Annotated in this window: 13 protein-coding genes and 2 pseudogenes; 5 read left to right on the top strand and 10 right to left on the bottom strand. The window is 69.6% G+C overall.

Annotation, left to right across the window (positions count from 1 at the left end; all coding sequences use genetic code 11):
- Positions 1–129 precede the first annotated feature (129 nt).
- Positions 130–1,040: pseudogene (locus ACQPZP_RS18045) on the top strand (SAM-dependent methyltransferase).
- A 43-nt stretch (positions 1,041–1,083) separates the two neighbouring features.
- Here ACQPZP_RS18045 and ACQPZP_RS18040 read toward each other — a convergent pair.
- The 4 genes from ACQPZP_RS18040 to ACQPZP_RS18025 form a co-directional block, all read right to left on the bottom strand.
- On the bottom strand, positions 1,084–1,584 hold the full coding sequence (locus ACQPZP_RS18040) for a hypothetical protein (RefSeq protein WP_433478768.1): 501 nt from the start codon (positions 1,582–1,584) through the stop codon (positions 1,084–1,086).
- Between the two features lie 56 nt (positions 1,585–1,640).
- The gene (locus tag ACQPZP_RS18035; RefSeq protein WP_433478767.1) at positions 1,641–2,195 is read right to left on the bottom strand and encodes a hypothetical protein; all 555 of its coding nucleotides are present in this window, start codon (positions 2,193–2,195) and stop codon (positions 1,641–1,643) included.
- A gap of 530 nt (positions 2,196–2,725) precedes the next feature.
- A complete protein-coding gene (locus tag ACQPZP_RS18030) occupies positions 2,726–3,121 on the bottom strand; it encodes a VOC family protein (protein WP_433478766.1) in 396 nt (131 codons plus the stop codon).
- A 10-nt stretch (positions 3,122–3,131) separates the two neighbouring features.
- Complete coding sequence (locus ACQPZP_RS18025; protein WP_433478765.1) at positions 3,132–3,959, bottom strand: NAD(P)H-binding protein; 828 nt, start codon at positions 3,957–3,959, stop codon at positions 3,132–3,134.
- 116 nt (positions 3,960–4,075) lie between these two features.
- Here ACQPZP_RS18025 and ACQPZP_RS18020 point away from each other — a divergent pair, with 116 nt between their 5' ends.
- Both ACQPZP_RS18020 and ACQPZP_RS18015 read left to right on the top strand, forming a co-directional pair.
- Positions 4,076–5,008 (top strand): AraC family transcriptional regulator, encoded by a 933-nt coding sequence (locus ACQPZP_RS18020; RefSeq protein WP_433478764.1) that lies wholly within the window; start codon positions 4,076–4,078, stop codon positions 5,006–5,008.
- Between the two features lie 33 nt (positions 5,009–5,041).
- Positions 5,042–5,437 (top strand): annotated as a pseudogene (locus tag ACQPZP_RS18015) (recombinase family protein); the annotation flags it as partial.
- A gap of 205 nt (positions 5,438–5,642) precedes the next feature.
- Here the strand turns inward: ACQPZP_RS18015 and ACQPZP_RS18010 are convergent.
- Complete coding sequence (locus ACQPZP_RS18010) at positions 5,643–6,761, bottom strand: hypothetical protein (RefSeq protein WP_433478763.1); 1,119 nt, start codon at positions 6,759–6,761, stop codon at positions 5,643–5,645.
- 225 nt (positions 6,762–6,986) lie between these two features.
- On the opposite strand from ACQPZP_RS18010, the gene ACQPZP_RS18005 reads away from it, so the two are divergent.
- Positions 6,987–7,205, top strand: coding sequence for a hypothetical protein (locus ACQPZP_RS18005; protein WP_433478762.1), 219 nt, complete (start codon positions 6,987–6,989; stop codon positions 7,203–7,205).
- Between the two features lie 666 nt (positions 7,206–7,871).
- Here the strand turns inward: ACQPZP_RS18005 and ACQPZP_RS18000 are convergent.
- From ACQPZP_RS18000 to ACQPZP_RS17980, 5 genes are all read right to left on the bottom strand, one after another.
- Positions 7,872–8,858, bottom strand: coding sequence for a hypothetical protein (locus ACQPZP_RS18000; RefSeq protein WP_433478761.1), 987 nt, complete (start codon positions 8,856–8,858; stop codon positions 7,872–7,874).
- Between the two features lie 231 nt (positions 8,859–9,089).
- Positions 9,090–9,392: a hypothetical protein gene (locus tag ACQPZP_RS17995; RefSeq protein ID WP_433478760.1), complete on the bottom strand. Its 303-nt coding sequence runs from the start codon at positions 9,390–9,392 to the stop codon at positions 9,090–9,092.
- Complete coding sequence (locus ACQPZP_RS17990; protein WP_433478759.1) at positions 9,374–9,772, bottom strand: hypothetical protein; 399 nt, start codon at positions 9,770–9,772, stop codon at positions 9,374–9,376. Before ACQPZP_RS17990 ends, ACQPZP_RS17995 begins: the two co-directional genes overlap by 19 nt.
- Positions 9,769–14,145 (bottom strand): NACHT and WD repeat domain-containing protein, encoded by a 4,377-nt coding sequence (locus ACQPZP_RS17985; protein WP_433478758.1) that lies wholly within the window; start codon positions 14,143–14,145, stop codon positions 9,769–9,771. Before ACQPZP_RS17985 ends, ACQPZP_RS17990 begins: the two co-directional genes overlap by 4 nt.
- A gap of 123 nt (positions 14,146–14,268) precedes the next feature.
- The gene (locus ACQPZP_RS17980) at positions 14,269–15,198 is read right to left on the bottom strand and encodes a hypothetical protein (protein WP_433478757.1); all 930 of its coding nucleotides are present in this window, start codon (positions 15,196–15,198) and stop codon (positions 14,269–14,271) included.
- 276 nt (positions 15,199–15,474) lie between these two features.
- Here ACQPZP_RS17980 and ACQPZP_RS17975 point away from each other — a divergent pair, with 276 nt between their 5' ends.
- Positions 15,475–17,718 carry an MMPL family transporter gene (locus tag ACQPZP_RS17975; protein WP_433478756.1) on the top strand — a complete coding sequence of 748 codons (2,244 nt, stop codon included), beginning with the start codon at positions 15,475–15,477 and terminating at the stop codon, positions 17,716–17,718.
- The last annotated feature ends 7 nt before the right edge of the window (positions 17,719–17,725 follow it).

Raw genomic sequence — 17,725 nt, 5'->3', positions numbered from 1 at the left:
CCATCACTCCTTCGTGCGGCCGGAGCCGGGCGCTTCCCGGCGGCCGATGCCACCAATGCTCGGACCGGAGGCACCCGGCGGGCCGTAGGGCCAGGACGTCAATGGGGGTAGTGCCAAGCCCACTTCGCCGTGAGGACGGTGGCGTCCAAGAGCCGCCTGACCGCTCCTGTCGAGCGGGGCGGTGCCGGGATTACCGACCCGATCGTGCTGGCGCACGGCCGCGCACTGCTCGCCGACGACCGCTCCACCACGATCATCCAGGCCGACATGCGCGACCCGCGATCCTCAAGCACCCCGACCTGGTCGGTCTGATCGACTTCGCCCAGCCGATCGCGGTGCTCTACCTGTCGGTCGGCCACCATCTCAAGGACAACCCAGGCCCCGATCTGGCCGGGGCCGGCGACACCTTCCACGCCGTCATCGACCACGCGGCCCCCGGCAGCCCTATCGCCGCCTCTCGAGTGGTCTGCGATGACCCCATGCGCGGCCGGGCGTTCGCCGACGCCATTGACGCCGCCGGGATCGCCTGGCAATCGCGCACCCCCGCCGAGTTCACCGCCCTGCTCGACGGCCTGGACCCCATCGACCCCGGTCTGGTCAACCTCAAGCACTGGCGCCCCAACCCGGTCCAGCCTCCGCTCCAACCGTGGATCGGGCTCTCCAGCCGTTCGAGGGGTGCTCCGAAGGCTCCGACCTGTGCGAGTACGGCGGCATCCTCAGACGACCCTGACCCCACCGCATCCAGCGGCAGGGCCCCGCTGCGGCGGTCGATGCGCCCACCGAAGGCGGTGCAGGCGTCGAACCAGGCAACCCCCTGGTCGAGTTACTTGACCATGAGGATCATGCACGGCGCGACGGTGTCGTGCTTGTGTTCACTGCGGTCGATCTCCGTCTGGACTCGTATGCGCAACGGTGAGGTCGTGGCTGGATGGCGCGCCGAGGTGACCGGGCCGTTGGCGTGGGGAGCAGCAGGGTCGGAGTGGAGGCGGCGGATGCCGCGGCTGCTGAGCCGAGCTCGGTGTTCCTCGGCTCAGGTGTAGGCGCTGCTGCGCCGCCAGGGTCAGGGCGTCGACGGATGCCAGGTCAGAGAGCGGAGGTGACCCGGCGGGCTGTGTCCAGGGCGTCGCGCTCGACCGCGGCCGCGTCCTTGGCTTCGCTGCTGTACCGAAGGTAGACCCGGAGGCCGGCACGGCGGACGAGCACGGTCGTGATCCGCAGCCTGCCGTCCTCGGTCACCGCGCAGGCCGCGTCGCCCAGCCCGCCGACGTGCCGCACGGTGCCGAGCGCGGCCAGCGCGGTGCAGCCGCGCGACTGCATCTCCGTCGGCTGTTCGGTCACCTCGATCTCCACGGCGCTGTACCCGGTGGCGCTTGTGGACGGCGTACGCGCCGAACACTGCCCGATCACCCGGCCGCCGCCGCTGATCGGCTGGACATTGCCTGGAACAAGCCGGGCAACGTTGATGGTGCGGCAGGGGTTGGGCAGCCTGTGCGGTGTTCCGGGTGGCAGCAGCCCGCTGAGGAAACCGGCCCCGGTAATGAAGGCGCCCACCGTGATGCCGGCGAACAATCCACCGAACAGCATGCGCCCCTCAGCGGGGAGCCTCCGGGCGGAGGTCGAAGGGGCGCCCTGTCGCCTGGTCATGCCGACCCCAGCACGGCCAGCGCGATCTGCCTGAACAGGTCCTCCTGACCGGGGATGGCCGGCTCCTCAGAAATGGTCACCACCAGGTCGGCCTTGCGGGCGAGCACGAGGTACTTCACCGCGTCGGTATCACCGGCCCGGCAGGCGAACGCCTGCTCCCCAGCCTTGACGGGCGACATCGAGCACTTCTGCCGCAGCCCGGTGACGCTCCTCTCGAAGTCCTCCTGCGCGATCTGCGCGGCTGGTTCGGTCTCTTTCTTCCCCTTGGACTTGTACACGATCTTCGGGCCCGACCGCCGTACATCGAGATCGAGGTGGGTCGCTTCGCCGACCTCCTGGAAACTGCAGGACGCCTGCGCGAACCCTTTCTCACCTGGGTTGAGGTAGCGGTCCTCCGAGCTGATGGCCGCGTGTGGCAGCAGCCGCCCGACCAGGCCCGGTGGCGCGAGGTTGCAGGGAGATCGTACGGCCCGCACCTGGGTGCCGGTGGCGTTCGCATGGCCGATGCCGTTGTAGGTGAAAGCGCTCCCGACGGCAATGCCGACGATCACGGCGCTCAGAGTGCTCAGAACCCGGTTCCTCATCTCCATAGCGAGACGATTATCGCCATGGCTGACTCTCGTGTTCCATGTCGAAATCGTCCCGGTTCCCGACCGGTTGGTCCCGGGCTGGCGAGCTCGCGTATTCAACCATCGCCAGTTCTCCGCATGGGTGGGGGCCGCAGTGACTGCGTGTGGTCGCCGGGGGGAGCGGTTGTAGGCGGCTCCAATCGGCAGACGACAGATACCGAGGGTGTGCTGGGATGCGCCCGCCCATGCCCGAGGTGCACCACACCGTTAATGACGAGGCCACATTCATCACCAGCGCCGGCACCGAGCACGAGGCGCCATGATGGACAAGCTGAGGCCCTGAAGCTGTACGCGGTGACCGGCCCCCCGTCCGCCGGCAAGACCACCTACGTGCCCACGCACGCCGCCCTTCAGGGGGTTTCGAGGAGTTCGATCTCGATGGCCAGGGCGCGGAGGGCCTCTTTCTTGGGGCCCGTAGATGCGGCGGATCTCCGAGGCTCTTCAACACCCTCTTACGGTGCCGGGCGGTAGTCGCCGAAACCCCACAGCTGACCTTCGGGATCGAGCGCGGTGTAGCGGAGGCCGAAGCCGTTGTCGGTGAGTTCCTGAATGATCTCGGCGCTCTCGGACCTGGCGTGCTCGTAGTGCGCCCGCGCGTCGTCGACCGCGGCATAGACGCCGCCCGTCATCGCACCGATCTCGCGTGGGACGCGCAGGCCGAACGTGTCGTTCTGGATCGAGCCGAGCATGACGATCGCGTCGGGGCCGAGGGTGAGCTCGGCGTGTGCGATCAGACCGTTCTCTCCCTCGATCACGGTGTGCCGCCGGAAGCCGAAGACACGGGTGAGCCACTCGATCATGGCGGGAGCGTCCTCGCAGCCGATGATCGGATAGATGCCGCTGGCCACAGTGGTCTCCTTATTGATCATGCCAGATGGAGGCATTCTCCCGGGCGTAGGACTCAAGGGGGCGTGCGGGGTGGCCCGTGACATGTTCCACCGTGTCGGTCACGACCGCGTTCTCACCATCGCGGATGAGCGTGAACAGACCTCGCTGCCACGTCACCGAACGGTCATCGGCACCGGCCTTGCGCATGCCGTCGGCGAATGCGCCGGGGTCCAGCGCGGTGTAGGTCAGCTTCCGGTCCGCCGCCTCGCCGAGGACGTGAAGGGCTTCCGCGTGAGACAGGGCGCGGGGACCGGTCAGAACGTACACCTTTCGGGCATGACCCTGTTCGGTGAGCGCGGCAGCGGCGACATCGGCGATGTCGCGGGTGTCGACGAACGCCACAGCGGCGTCGGCGGCGGGGAGTTCCAGCGTTCCGCCCTCACGGAGGGCCGGGGCGAAGCCTTCGCCGAAGTTCTGCTGGAACCAGTTCGGCCGCAGGATGGTCCACTCCTTGCCCGAGGAACGTGCTTCGCCCTCCCATGCGGCCATCGGGATCACATCCGGCAGCAGATCAACGCCCAGCAGCGACAACAGCACCACCCGGCGGACGTCGGGCGCGGCGGCGAGCAGGTCGCGAACGAGCCCGGCCCCGTCCGGCACCGCGTACGGCGGGACTAGGTACAGCCCCTCGACGCCTTCGAGCACAGGCGCCCAGGTGTCCCGATCGGCCCAGTCGAACGTGACCCCGCTCGCACCCGGCCTGCGGCTCGCCGCACGCACCTTGACGCCGCGCGCCGTGAGCGCCTCGACCACCGGCCTGCCGGTCTTCCCGGTCGCTCCGATCACCAGAACGGTCATTGCCCTTCTCCCTCGTTCGATGACTCGAAGATACGGCCGACTATCCGGATGATGAATGCTTGAAAGTCCTAACTTCATGTCTGAACATCCGTGACACCCGGAGGTAGGGTACGGGCATGGACGTGCTCTCGGACGCGCTGGGCGCGCTGCGCACTGGGCGGACCCGTTCGGCGCGCACGAACGTGCGGGCACCGTGGGGGCTGCGGTTCCCAGCGGTCACCGGGACGACCTTTCACGTCGTGCTCAAGGGCGCCTGCTGGCTGCTGCCCGCCGACGGTGGAGACCCGGTCGGGCTGGGTCCGGGGGACGTCGTCTTCCTCCGCGAGGGGAACGAGCACGGTCTGGCCGACACTCCGGAGACGCCACTGATCGACTTCGTTCCGGAACGCGAGGACCCGTCGTCGCCAATCGGGCATGTGCACGTGGACGGGCCGGGCGCGGAAGCGATCCTGCTCTGCGGCGCCTACCAGCTCGATCGGACGCGGTCGCATCCGCTGATGCGGGAACTGCCCGAGCTCGTCAACCTGCCCGCCCGGCCTGCCAGGCGGGCCGAGCTGGGGCGTCTGGTCGATCTGCTCGCCACCGAACTCGACTTGCGACGTCCGGGCAGGGACGGCATCGTGCCCCCGCTGGTCGACGCGATGCTCCTCTACATCCTGCGGGCCTGGCTGGACGAGCGGAGCGACGCGGCCCCGTCCGGGTGGGCGGGAGCGCTCGCCGACACGGCGATCGGTCAAGCCCTGCACGACATTCACGCCCGTCCCGCGCATCCCTGGACGGTCGAGCAACTGGCGGCGCGCGGCGGCCTGTCCAGGTCGGTGTTCGCCCAGCGTTTCACCGCGCTGGTGGGACAGCCGCCAATGGCCTACTTGACCTGGTGGCGGATGACCAACGCGGGCCGCATGCTTCGCGAGTCGGACATCCCGCTCCGGGCCGTGGCCGAGCACGTCGGCTACACCTCCGAGTTCGCGTTCGCCAAGGCGTTCAAGCGCGAGTTCGGCGTCCCGCCGGGCGGCTACCGGCGCGGACATGCGCACCAGGCTGTTTGACCCGAATCGCACTCCTTCACCCGTGGCGCCCGGCCCAAGCTGCGTACCACCCTGGGCATGCTCAAGCCGGGCGATACGTTGGTGATCTACAAACCGGACCGGATCGCCCGGTCGATGAAGGAGCTGCTGGTGCTCCTGGAGGACGAGCTACACGCCCGCCTGATCAACTTGGAGATCCTCAGCGGCCCCTGCGCCGGCGTGCACCAGCCGAACGGGCAGACCATCGCCGACAAGACGCTGTTCATGGTCGCCGCGATGGCCGCGGAGACGGAGCACGACCTCATCCGCGAACGCACCCTGGACGGCCTGGCGGCCGAGGCCGCGGCGAATCGGTCACCGCCATCGCCACCCACTTGGGCATCGGGCGCTCCACCCTCTACCGCCGCCCTCGCCGATGATCCCGAGACTGAGGTCACCACGCAGTTCTGACCTCGCCGATCCGCAAGACCGGGACTTCCTGGATCGACCTGCCCCGCCCGGCAGCGGCCGGCGCCGAACCGGCCAGGCACGTGCGGATCAGGTACGCCCGCGCCACCAGCCGGCCCGAACTCTGCCGGCAGCGAGACGATTCAGCAACTGTGCCAGGGGCGTCGTAGACCGAGGCACGCGCGGTGCTGAGTTTGAAGGTTTCGGCTTAGAACGAAAACAGTGACGTCATCTGCAGGTCGGGTGAAGTTGCATCGGGGTCCGAATGGGTGTGCCGGGGTGGAGGAGGCGCTTGTGGAATCTCCGGTTTGGTGACGGCCTTTTGCTGTTGCCGGCTGCGGTTGCCGAGTGCCCGCGTCTGTTCTTCTGCTCCTATCTCCCACATCGCGCTCAGCAGGGTGGTGACCGCGTCGAAGTCGTTGACCGGGGAGCCGGTGACGGCCCGGTCGGCGAGCGCCCGCGCCTGGTCGGCCGCCCCGACCTGCCACATCGCCTTGAGCAGGGTGGCCACGCCAGCGGGGTGGGTGACGGGGCAGCCGGTGACGGCCCGATCGGCGAGCGCCCGCGCCTGCTTGGCCGCCCCGACTTCCCATAACGCCGTCAGCAGGGTGGCCACGCTGACGGGGCTGGTGAAATCGACGTCGGGCAACGGATCTGCCGGGCCGGGCGGGGACGGCTCTTCCAGTTGATCAAGGAGCTGTTCGAGTTCCTGGCAGCGTTGTTCGGTGTCGGTGGCGCGTTGGCGTGCGTGGTCAAGCTGGTGTGCGAGGTCGGCGATCTCGGCGGTGAGGTGGTCTCTGTCCTCCTGCATGGCGGCCCGGTCGGCGTCCCAGGCCGCTTTCAGTCGGCCATGGCGGCCGGCGAACTCGTCGAGCTGGCGGATGCGGTCGGCGAGCTGGTGCTCCAGATGGGCGGCGTAACGTTCGGCCTCGCGCTGGCCCACCACGGCGGCGTCCAGTTCGTCCCGGACCAGCCGCACCCGGTACTCGTGGGGATGGGCGGCCTGCAAAGCCTCCAACTGCAGCCCGGTCAGGTGCTCGCGGACCTGCGGGGAGACCTGCTTGCCCTTCTCTGCTTGGATCGCCAGCAGCCGGTCCAGGAACCAGCGGTCCCCTGGGACGCGCCGGCCGTTGAGGTAGCGCGAGACCGTGCCCTTGTCGATGTGGTTCAGACGGGCGAAGCGGTTCACCGACATTCCTACCGCAGACCACAGCGTGCGTACCTCCTGCGCCCACGCCTGCACCTCGGGGCTGAGTTCAGGGTCCAGCGGCTTCAACGCACCGAGGGGCCCGGGACCTGCCGGAGAGCGAGGGGCGATGTCGGTCATGTCCCCCATCATCGGCCCCCGCGCCCGGCCCCTCCATCCCGTTCACCGGGCCAGGTGTTGCCATCTACCGCAACTCCCCGGGGCGCGATCGTTGCGGCGTGGTGCAACCGCCGCCCGCACTGGCTTGCTGGAGGCCATGCTCCGGTAATCGGCCACAGGAGAACTCCATGCACAAACTCGTCGCACCATCTGACCGGCCCGATCCGCTCGATCGGCCTGCGCACCGTGGTGATCTTGTTGATCGCCTGCGTCGTCGGCGTCACCGCCGGCACGCTCACCTTTCTGTCGTCCCACTCGCTCGCCCAGGCGCTGTTGTCAGCCGGCACCGCCGCCGGCGGCACCACCAGCCTGCTCGCTGAACTCCTTCGCCCCATCGTCATCTCCCCGGCCCCGGTGAACAGGGCCAATGAGGAAGACAGAGCATCAGCATCCCGCCGGGGATGACCCAGGTTCCGAAGGCGGCGCGGAAGGACCAGCGGGACGCGCCGATCCTTCCCCGCGCCGGCGACCACGATGGATTCGGCTGCGGCGTTCTCGCCCACCGGCCCTTGGGCGCCCGCCGTCCATTCCGGAATGGGTGCCGAAAAGTAGTGGCGTTGACCTGGTCAGAGCTCGATGTCGTACACGAGGCGGCCGGGAAGCGAGACACGGTCGGCCGCGCGATCGCACGCGATAATCCCGGCGACGGCGACGGTGGTCACCGCGATATGGCCGACGTGAGAGGTCGAGGTCGTCGTCGCCCATCACGAGCGTGTGACCCTGCCCGCCATCGACGTGTTCCTAAAGATCGACGCTGACCAAGCGTGCACCGACGTTGAGGGCGAGGGCTCTGGCACCGATCCCGACTCCGGAGGTCCTGCGGCGCGGGGCGCCCGTGCTCGCACCCGACAGCCCTCCCAGGGACGGCACTCGGCGAGCCTTCGATCGCGTCCGTTGGCGGGGTGGGCCGCAGCGGGTACCGCCGCGCGGATGCTGCACGACGCGCCGCTGCCGCCATGGCCCGGACGACGCCTCGGCCGCCGCATCGCCTCCGTAGCCATCGGCATCACGCAGGCGCTCGACGACCACCCGCAGCAACTCCTTGGTCGCCTGCGGCCGTTTCCATGGCGGTTACGTCGGACCTACTGCCGCTGGTGATCGATCGGATCGCGTGGCGACCCTCCGTCCGGCCAGCACCAGGACAACGATCGACACGGCGCCGAACACGGCATTGCTCGCCAGGTCGACCGTGAGTGAGCCTCCGCCCTCCGGGCGGGTCGGGAACGCGGTCCACACGTACGTCAGCGTGGCGCCGGCGGCGAGGGCGAAGCGGTGCCGCCCGTCCCAGCCGTCCCGCCGCGACCAACGAGACACCAGCGGCACACCGCAGGCGACCACGACGCACCACACCACCACGCCGATCCACTCGTACCATCCGGCCGTGACCAGTGTCGACGGCCCCATATAGGCGCTGGTCAAGGCCAGTGCCGCCCCGCCGACCATCCACGGGGACGGCACCCGCCCGCGCACTCTGGGCAGCCGCCGAAGCGGCATCAGGAACGCGAGCACGATGAGCCCGACGATGACGGTGATGATCTCGATGAGCTGGGCCGGCGAGGCCAGGAAGTGCTCCTCGCTGTAGTTACCGAAGAACACCAGCAACGCGCCGAGCACATAGAACACGGCCGTGACCGTCATTGCGGTGCGGCCCAGCCACGGGCCGCGCTTCTTCGCGAACGCCTCCACGATCGCGATTGGAACGCAAATGCTCCACACCGTGTGGAGCGCCAGGATCGCCTGAGTGAGCTCGACGCTCATCCCGAGCACCGGAATGTAGGAGTCACCGGAGAGATAGTCATGGCCGGAGTAGTCGTCGTTCCAGAGCAACTGGTCGACCGGCCCTTCCTCGATCAGCGCGTACGTCGCGGCCAAAAGCACCATCGTCGGCCACCCTCCGCTGCGCCGCCCCATCTCGCGTACCAGCAGGGCCCCGCAACCGTACAGCGGCGCCAAGAACACGCCCAATGCCAGATCGGGACCCGTGAGATTTCCCAGAAGGAATTCCCCTACGAACGGGGCTAGGAGAAACAGGCCTATTGCCGGTCCAGGTCGTCGCATGCTCGGAAGGTAACGACGCCGCCACCGCCCGCGCGTCGTCCGATGGTCGATCAACCGACAAACCAAGGTCGTCCGCGACCACTGCGGAAGGTCGCTGCGTCCTCTCGCCCAGCCCCTGGGATGGTGCACTCGCCGGCCGCCCGGCCATTTCTCTCCCCAGGAGCCCAGTTGACCCATGGGATGACCTGAATCACTCTCCACTCGGCACCGCCCACGTCCGATACAGGCCGATCAGGAGGACTCGGGGCTGGGCGTCTCTTCGGTTGGCGACATGGTCGGGCAGGGCGCCGTCGGGCCGACCGGCTCGGCCTGTGTCGACAGGTCCGGGTCGTGCAGATGCCGACCGATGAAGGCGCGGATTCTCAGGACCAGGGTTCGCCGATGAGCCTCGGGTGAGAGGACCCGTTCGTCTTCGAGGGCGTGCGCGAACAGAGCCGAGGCGAGATCTGCGAGCACGACGCCGAGGCGCGAACCGTCGGCCGGCCGGTAACCACTGAAATCGGCACAGAGACGGGTCAGGAAACCGGCCGGCACCGCCAGGTCCGCGCGTCCCGTCCCACCCAGACGGTGCACGGAACTGAGGAGTTCTGACCGTGCAGGCCGTGAACACCGTACTGGGCTTCACGGTCGCTCCAGGCGGCTCCGGCCATTCCTTCGAGGATGAGCGTCAGATTGTAGGTCTCGGGGTCGGAGAATCTGATGAGGTCCGCCGTCCGCCGGGAGACCAATGGCTGGACGTGGGACGGCCAGATGATCACGTCGCCGAGGCGCAGGACGCGTGTGCACGCACGGAAATTCGCGGAATATTCACTGGTCATTTCCACCGGGGAGTGAGTCTGGCTCATCCATTGGTGCCAATAGTCGAATCGCTCCGCGACAGGGAAGTCCTTGGTTCGGTACACCGTCTCGATCAACGCTTTCTCCTTGACCAGGATCGACAGGCATCGGGCATTGGCTCACCGGGCACGAATCTCTTCCACAGCGCGGCGGGAAGCGGGCCGAATCTCGAGCAGATGCTGCGTACCGGGTCGACGTGCAGAGCGGGGTCCCAGAAACGCACCGTATGGTCGTCGCTGGAACTGGCGAGCGTCCTTGCGTCCGGGCTGAACGTCAACGCATTGATCCGGCCGGTGTGGCCGGTCAGCGGCGCACCGAGCTGGTGGGCGGTCCGCGGATCCCAGAGCCGGATCGCGTTGTCGGGGTCGGCCCCGGCGCTGGCCAGGAGCCGGCCGTCCGGACTGAAGGCCAGCGCTCGCACGCTCCCGCTGGAGGCGTGGACCGGGGCGGCGACCGGGCGGCGGGTCCGCAAGTCCCAGAACTGAAGGGTGCCGTCGACCGCACCAATGACGAGTAACCGGCCGTCCGGGCTGAACACGGCCGTGTGCGCGCCGCTGCGCCTTCCAGCCGTCAGTGTGTCCACGGGGTGACCGGTGCGCGGATCCCAAAGACGTACGGCGCCGGTCCCCTCGGTGGTGACGAGGAGGCGCCCGTCTGGGCTGAGGCCGCCCCATGTTGGTATGTGCCTGGCGTCGCGTGGTGGTACCGAGAACAAATACTTCGGCGGGTTCACGTTCCACACGTTTGTGTCCCAACCGTTGATGCTGATGCCCAGGAACCGGCTGTCGGGGCTGAAGGTCAACTGGGTGACCCAGCCCTGCATGCCACCCCATGCACGGATCTGGCGGCCGGTCTTGCGGTCCCACAGGACCACCCTGCCGTCGAAGTCGCCGCTGGCGAGCCTGCTGCCGTCCGGGCTGATCGCCAGCGCGGTGACCTGGACTCGGTGACCAGTGAGGGGTTTGCCGGAAAGGGAGCCGGTTCGGCTGTCCCACAGGCTCACGGAGCCGTTGACGTCCCCAGTGGCGAGTGTCCTGCCGTCCGCGGCGAAGGCCAGGCTGCGGACGTCGGTGCGATAGCTGGTGAGAATCGTGTCGGACGAACGCCGGGGCAAGGCGTCCAGGAACCGGATCGTCGTGTCGACGCCGCCGGTCGCCAGCCGCCGGCCGTCCGGGCTGAACGCCACCGCCTGGACGAGCCCCGGGTAGTAGGCCTCCGTGTACCGGTCACCGGTGTGACCGGTCTGCGAAGTTCCGGTCATACGGCCGGTATCCGGGTCCCACAGGCGTGCCGTGCCGTTGCCGTCCACGGTGGCGAGGCGGCGGCCGTCCGGACTGAACGCGACGCCTGTGACCTCGTCGATATGGCCGGTCAGCGGGCTTCCGGTCGCGTGGCCGGTTTCCGGGTCCCAGAGCCGGACCGCGCCGTCAAGCCCTGCGGTGGCCAGACGGCGGCCGTCCGGGCTGAAAGCGACCGCACGGACGGCGGAACCATGCTTGAGCCTTCGGAGGACGCGACCGGTGCCGAGGTCCCACAGCCGTGTCACGCCACTGTTCCCGCCGACGGCGACCAGTCGGCCGTCCGGGCTGAACGCCACCGAGCTCAGCCCCTCCGGGAAGCTGTAGGAGAGGAGGGGCGAGGGACGGCTGGCGGGATCCCGCAACGGTGCGCCGATCTCGCGGCCGGTCTTCGGATCCCAGAGTTCGACCATGCCGTCTTGACTTGCGCTGGCCACGCGCCGTCCGTCGGGACTGAAGGCCACTCCGGTGACCCATGCGCCGGCTTTGGCCGCCGGCCGCCCGGTCGAGCGGCCGGTCTTCGGGTCCCAGAACCGGACCTCGTTTCCTGCGCCGCCTGTGGCGACGACCCGGCCGTCCGGGCTGAACGCCACGCCGTACATCTGGACGCCACCGCTCATCGGCGGACCGACGGGGTCGCCTGTTACGGGATCCCACAGCCTCAGTGTCGTGTCGATGCCGGCGCTCGCGAGCAGCCGTCCGTCCGGGCTGAACACCAGCGCATGTACCGGTCCGGTGTGGCCGACCAGGGTCGTGCGCTGCTGGGCGAGGAGGGACGTGATGGCATTGCCGGCCTCGGGCGTGGGGGCCACGCGCCAGGCGGCGGCCGCCAACTGCCTCGCCGCGACGGGCTGGGCGGTAAGGCTCTGCGCCGCGAGCTGACGGGACAGGGCGATGGAGTGCTGGTGGTCGGCGTCGCGGGCGTTGCGGCCGGCCGCGCCGGCCGCGGTGATGGCCGCGACGGTGAGGAGTACGAGGCCGACCGCCGTGCCGCGGCGGAGCCAGGCGGCCGATCGAGCCGCCCGGCTGCTTCTCGCGAGGAAATCCGCGGCGACGGCGGGGAGCGGCGGGTGGCGATCCTGGTCCTCGGTCCAGCGGGACGCCGCCTGCCGGGCCGTGGCCAGCTGGAGTCCCCGGTACAGGTACGACCCGTTGTCCTCATGGTCGCGCCAGATCCTGGCGTCATCGAGTAGCTGGCTGCGCAGGGCGTGATCGGCGATGTCCGCGTCCAGCCAATGGCGCAGCCGCGGCCACGCGCGGAGCAGAGCGTCATGGGAGATCTGGACCTTCTCGGTGTCGACGACGATGAGTCGACGACCGGCGAAGACTTCCAGAATCCGGTCGATATCGGCGCTCTCCGATGCGCCGTGTGCGGTCCTGAGGGCGGTACGCGCCATGGTGCGGCGGCTCAGAAGGCCGTCGGTAGAGACGGCGGTCAGGTTCTGGAACACCTGCCGGGCGAGAGTCCGCTGCTCGCTGGTGAGCTCGGCGAAGGCGGCCTCGGCGCTGGTCGCCACGGCCCGGGTCACACCGCCCGTGCGGGCATGGCCTCGGCTGGTGAGCCGATCACCGTCGCGGTTCTCCCAGATCGTGAGCATGGTCTGCGAAAGCAACGGCAGGACGCCCGGGCCGAGGTGCCCCGTCTGTGTGCTCAGTTCGCTGAGGATGGTGTCGGCCAGTCCGGCCTCGATGCTCAGACCGGCGGCGTCGGCGGGTCCGTTGATCGCGTGCCGCAGTTCGGTGGCCGACATCGGGCCGACGACGAAAGGGCCGGCCTGGATCGCTGCCGCCAGCCGGGGGTGTTCGGAGCATCGGTCGATGAAGTCGCCCCGTACCGCGATCACGACGAGCGCGGCGGGGACGTTGCGGGGGCCGGCCGGTTCGGTCGCGGCCGTGTGCAGGGCCGTGACGAATGCCGCTTGTTCCGCCGCGGCCTGCTCGCCTCCGCCGTCCCCGGAGTCGATGCGGAAGAGTTCTTCGAACTGGTCGATGATCAGAATGAGCCTGTGATCGGCCGCCGCGGGGCCCGGCAGGCGGCGGCGGACGGCGTCGGCCTCGACGGCCTGCCTGATCAGCAGGTGGGCCTGGTCGGGATGATCGGTGAGGCTCTGCAGCACCGTGGGGGCGCTGAGACCGACCAGTCCGGCCAGGCTGGTGGCGAGTCTGGCCAGTGGGGAGCCGGTGAGTCCGTCGACGACGCGCTGGGGCCAGTCACGGGCCGCATCCGACAGCTCGCCTTCGCTGATCGCGGGGAGCAGTCCCGCGCGCAGCAAGGACGACTTGCCCGCGCCGGACGCGCCCGTCACCACCAGCGGACCGGCGGTGACCGGTCGCCGCGCCAAAGCACTGACGAGCCGGGTGGTGAGCATCTCCCGCCCGTAGAAGATCGGGGCGTCGCTCTTGTGAAAAGGCAGCAGACCTCGATACGGGGCATCGCCGCTCCATCTAGGCCGTGCGGGAGCTGTTCCGTCTCCTGTGCCGGTGCGCCGCTCGATCACCTCGACCAGCCCCATCAGCCGGCGGGTGTCGACGGCCTGCTGGTATCCGAGGTCCACGGCGACCTGCAAGTCGACGCTCTGCTGGTCGAGGCCCTCGCGAATCATCCCCAGCTGGACGCGCAGATCGCCCAGCATGAAGGCGAATTCGGTGAACTCCTGTCCCATCGCGGCCAGCCCGGCTGCCAACTCCGCCTGCAGATCGCGGTCACCGGTGTGGATCGCGGCCTCGATCGCGGCGCCGACCACGCCGACCTCGCGCAGCACTCGGGCGAGGTCGCCCCGAAGTGACTCCGCCCTCTGCCCGCCCTCTTCCAGAACCTGCTGGATCCGGCGTTCCAGTTCCGTTTCCAGATCCTCGCGCGACGGTTCCTCCTCGGCTTCCCCGAGCCGCGCGATCCCGTCCTTCACCACATCGGTCAGCACGTTCCCGCCGACCGCCGTGACCGCCCCGACCCCCGCGGCCGTCACCGCCGCCGCGCCCAGCCCCGAGGTCAGCAGTGGTCCGAACGCTCCTGCCGACAACACCGCCAGCAGCACCGGAGAAGACCAGCGGCGTCCCGTGGCGCCGGTCGTCCGCGCCAGCCGGACGACCCGCGCCCGTACCCCCTCGCGCATCAGGTGCTGCTGGTCGTCCCCCGCCCCGGTCGCCCCCACGTCGTGAGTATCGTCCACTGCACATGGCAGGGGACGCCCACATCAGCGAACGGCTCGATTCGGCCACGCCCGGCCCGCCCGGCCCGCCGGGGCCGGGCGGCTTCCGGTTCGCGCCTGCGTCGGTCAGGCGTTGGTGGTGATTTGCGGGTCGCCGAACGGGGCGCCGAAGCCGCGTCCCCATACGGTACCGGTGCCGGGGACGGCGACCAGTTGGTAGACCCCGTTGATGTCCGGTCCGTACCGCTTGGTCCAGGTCGTGCCGTCGAAGGTGTACACCGAGTACTTGTTCGACACGCCCGCGGCCGCCCACAGCGTTCCGGTCGCGTCCTGGGTGATGGTGCGGATGAGGAGCCCGGCGGGGATCGGGACCTCCGACCAGCTTCCGGCCGTCTTGCGCCACACGCGGGGGGTGATGTCATCGAACGGGTCGAGGTCGGCCAAGGCGTAGAGTCCGGACCGGCCGTTAGCCGCGGCGCGGACCGGCTCGGAGGCCGGAGGATCGACCGTCTCGTAGGCGTCGCCCGTCCACAGGGCGTTCGGGGGCAGGGGGGAGGCGTCCCAACCGGAGCCGTTCCACTTGTAGGCCGTGCCCTCCCCCCAGGCCGTGGCGTAGACGCCGCTGGTGCCGGCCTCGATGTCGGAGACGTTCGGGGGCGGCACGACCTTCTGGAACGCGGCGCCGTCGAAGCGCGCGAAGTAGCCGCCGCCCATGACCCAGACCTCTCCGGGACGCGCGGCCACCTCGCTGATGGAGCCCTGGCCGGTCCAGCCGTTCAGCGGGTACTCCTTCCAGCCCGACCCGTCCCAGCGGCGGACGACCGGGTTTCCGTAGCTGGCGGGCAGCGGCAGGCTGGGAACGTAGCCCTGGACGCCCCCGATCCAGACGTTGTCCGGCCCGGCGGCGGCGATGTCCTCGATGCGGTTCTGCCACCACAGGAACGGCAGTGGCACCGAATGCCAGGCGGCGGCATGGGCGGTTCCCGGCGCTAACAGGCAGACCCCGAGGGCGGCGGGCAGAAGGAGCCCGCCGATGCGACGTAGAAGGATTCTCATGGGCCTCAATAGTCGTGGATGTAGCTTATTTATGCCAGTGTTTGCTGGCATGGACGTCAGGCCGCGTTGTCGCGCAGGATGGCGATGCCACGTCCACGCGCGGCGCAGTAGTCGGCCTGGTGCGTAGGCACCAGGAGACGTGAGTGGCTGGTCCGGGTGCACCAGGGGAAGACGGCGGCGGGAGACGATGCCCCGGCAGGGCGCCGGAGGGAAGTGTTGGAGGCGCGCGAATCTCGCGCATTCCCTTTCCCTAGCGGTGTCTGGAGTGATCAACAGGTGGCGACATTTCTTTACCGGATCGGACGGTGGGCGTTCCGGCGCCGCCGGCTCGTGATCGGTCTGTGGCTGGGTGTCCTGGTGCTGGCCGGGGTCGCCGCCGCCATGGCGCCGGCCGGGCAGGACGAGGACCTCTCCATGCCCGGCACCGAGTCGCAGAAGGCGTTCGACCTGCTGGACGAGCGCTTCCCCCAGAGCAACTCCCAGGGCGCCGAGGCCCGCCTGGTGTTCCAGGCCCCGGACGGGCAGCGGGTGACGGCCATGGAGAACAAGGCGGCCGTCGAGAACACGCTCGGCTCGCTGGACGGGGGCGATCAGGTCGCATCGGTCACCGACCCTTATGAGACCGGCGCTGTCAGCAAGGACGGCACCATCGCCTACTCCACGATCACCTTCACCGTGGACGCCGTCGACCTGACCGGGTCGACGAAGAGCGCCCTCGAAGACGCCGCGGGCCAGGCCCGGGACGCGGGGCTGACCGTGGAGATCGGCGGCTCGGTCCTGGACTCGGAAGAGGCGCCGGGCGGGACGACGGAGATCATCGGCGTGGTGGTGGCGGCAGTGGTGCTGGTCCTCGCCCTCGGGTCGCTGGTCGCGGCCGGATTGTCGCTGCTGACCGCCTTCTGGGGCGTGGCCATCGGCTTCGGCCTTGTCTCCGGGCTGGCCGTTCCGCTGGGCCTCACGTCCACCGTCGCCATCCTGGCGCTGATGCTGGGGCTGGCGGTCGGCATCGACTACGCACTGTTCATCACCTCCCGCTTCCGCGACGAGCGCGCTCAGGGCAGCGAGCCGGAGGAGGCCGCCGGCCGGGCGGTGGGCACGGCCGGATCCGCCGTCGTCTTCGCCGGCGCGACGGTGTTCATCGCCCTGGTCGGGCTGGGGGTGGTCGGAATCCCCGAACTCACCAAGATGGGCATGGCCGGCGCGGGCGCCGTGGCCCTCGCCGTGCTCGTCGCGCTGACCCTGGTCCCCGCGCTGTTCGGCTTCTTCGGCCGGCGGATACTGTCCCGCGCCGTCCGCAAGGCCGCCCGGCCGGGAGGCGAGCGCCCGCACCCGGTTCCCACCGCGGCCGGCCGGCCCGGGCTCGGCACGCGCTGGGCGCGGTTCGTGCTGCGCCGGCCGGTGACCGTGCTGCTGGTCGCCGGACTCGGTCTCGGCGCAGTCGCCATACCGGCGCTGAGCCTCGAACTCGGGCTGCCCGGAGACGAGTCCAAGTCGGTGGAGACCACCCAGCGCCGTGCCTACGACCTGCTGTCAGAAGGCTTCGGCCCCGGCTTCAACGGCCCGTTGACCGTGGTCGTGGACATGTCGGGCTCCACGGACACCCGAGCCACCACGGACCGGGTCGCCGGGACCGTACGGGAGGTGGACGGGGTCGCGTCGGTCGGTGATCCGGTTCTCAACCGGAACAAGGACACGGCCGTCCTCACCGCCGTCCCGCGGACCGCGCCGAACAGCGGCGAGACCAAGGACCTGGTGTACGCGATCCGGGGCGCGATCTCCGGCGTCGAGGCCGACACGGGCGCCGTCATCCTGGTGACCGGCACCACCGCGCTGAACATCGACATCTCCGAAGCGATGTCCGACGCCCTCCTCCCCTATCTGAGCGTGGTCATCGGCCTGGCGGTGCTCCTGCTGATGGTGGTCTTCCGCTCGGTCCTGGTCCCGGTCAAGGCCGCGCTCGGCTTCCTGCTGTCGGTGGGTGCCGCCTTCGGTGTCGTCGTCGCCGTCTTCCAGTGGGGCTGGGCGGCGGACCTGGTCGGCATCGAGCAGACCGGACCGGTCATGTCGCTGATGCCGATCCTCATCATCGGAATCGTGTTCGGCCTCGCCATGGACTACGAGGTCTTCCTCGTCAGCCGGATGCGGGAGGCGTACGTCCACGGCGCGTCCCCCGGCGAGGCGATCGTCAGCGGTTTCCGGCACAGCGGACGTGTGGTGGCCGCGGCGGCGATCATCATGATCAGCGTGTTCACCGGATTCATCGGGATGAACAACCCGACCATCCAGACGATGGGCGTCGGGCTGGCCTCCGCCGTCGCCTTCGACGCCTTCGTGGTCCGGATGGCGATCGCACCGGCGGTCCTGGCGCTGCTCGGCCGGAGGGCCTGGTGGCTGCCCCGTATCCTGAACCGTGTGCTGCCGAATGCGGATATCGAGGGTGAGGCACTGAGCAGACACGTCCCGGCCTCGGCGACCAGGCCGGACGCAGCGGTGCCGCGGCTCCCCGTCCACCGGCACTGAGCCGGCC

This window comes from Spirillospora sp. CA-142024 (genome assembly GCF_050942325.1).
Classification (GTDB): Bacteria; Actinomycetota; Actinomycetes; order Streptosporangiales; family Streptosporangiaceae; genus Spirillospora.
This window is presented reverse-complemented; position numbering and strand designations above follow the sequence as displayed.

Excerpts from the sequence above, each read along its gene's own strand:
- ACQPZP_RS18040 (WP_433478768.1), bottom strand. The coding sequence starts at position 1,584 with ATGCTGTTCGGTGGATTGTTCGCCGGCATCACGGTGGGCGCCTTCATT.
- ACQPZP_RS18025 (WP_433478765.1), bottom strand. The coding sequence starts at position 3,959 with ATGACCGTTCTGGTGATCGGAGCGACCGGGAAGACCGGCAGGCCGGTG.
- ACQPZP_RS18020 (WP_433478764.1), top strand. The coding sequence starts at position 4,076 with ATGGACGTGCTCTCGGACGCGCTGGGCGCGCTGCGCACTGGGCGGACC.
- ACQPZP_RS18010 (WP_433478763.1), bottom strand. The coding sequence starts at position 6,761 with ATGACCGACATCGCCCCTCGCTCTCCGGCAGGTCCCGGGCCCCTCGGT.
- ACQPZP_RS18000 (WP_433478761.1), bottom strand. The coding sequence starts at position 8,858 with ATGCGACGACCTGGACCGGCAATAGGCCTGTTTCTCCTAGCCCCGTTC.
- ACQPZP_RS17980 (WP_433478757.1), bottom strand. The coding sequence starts at position 15,198 with ATGAGAATCCTTCTACGTCGCATCGGCGGGCTCCTTCTGCCCGCCGCC.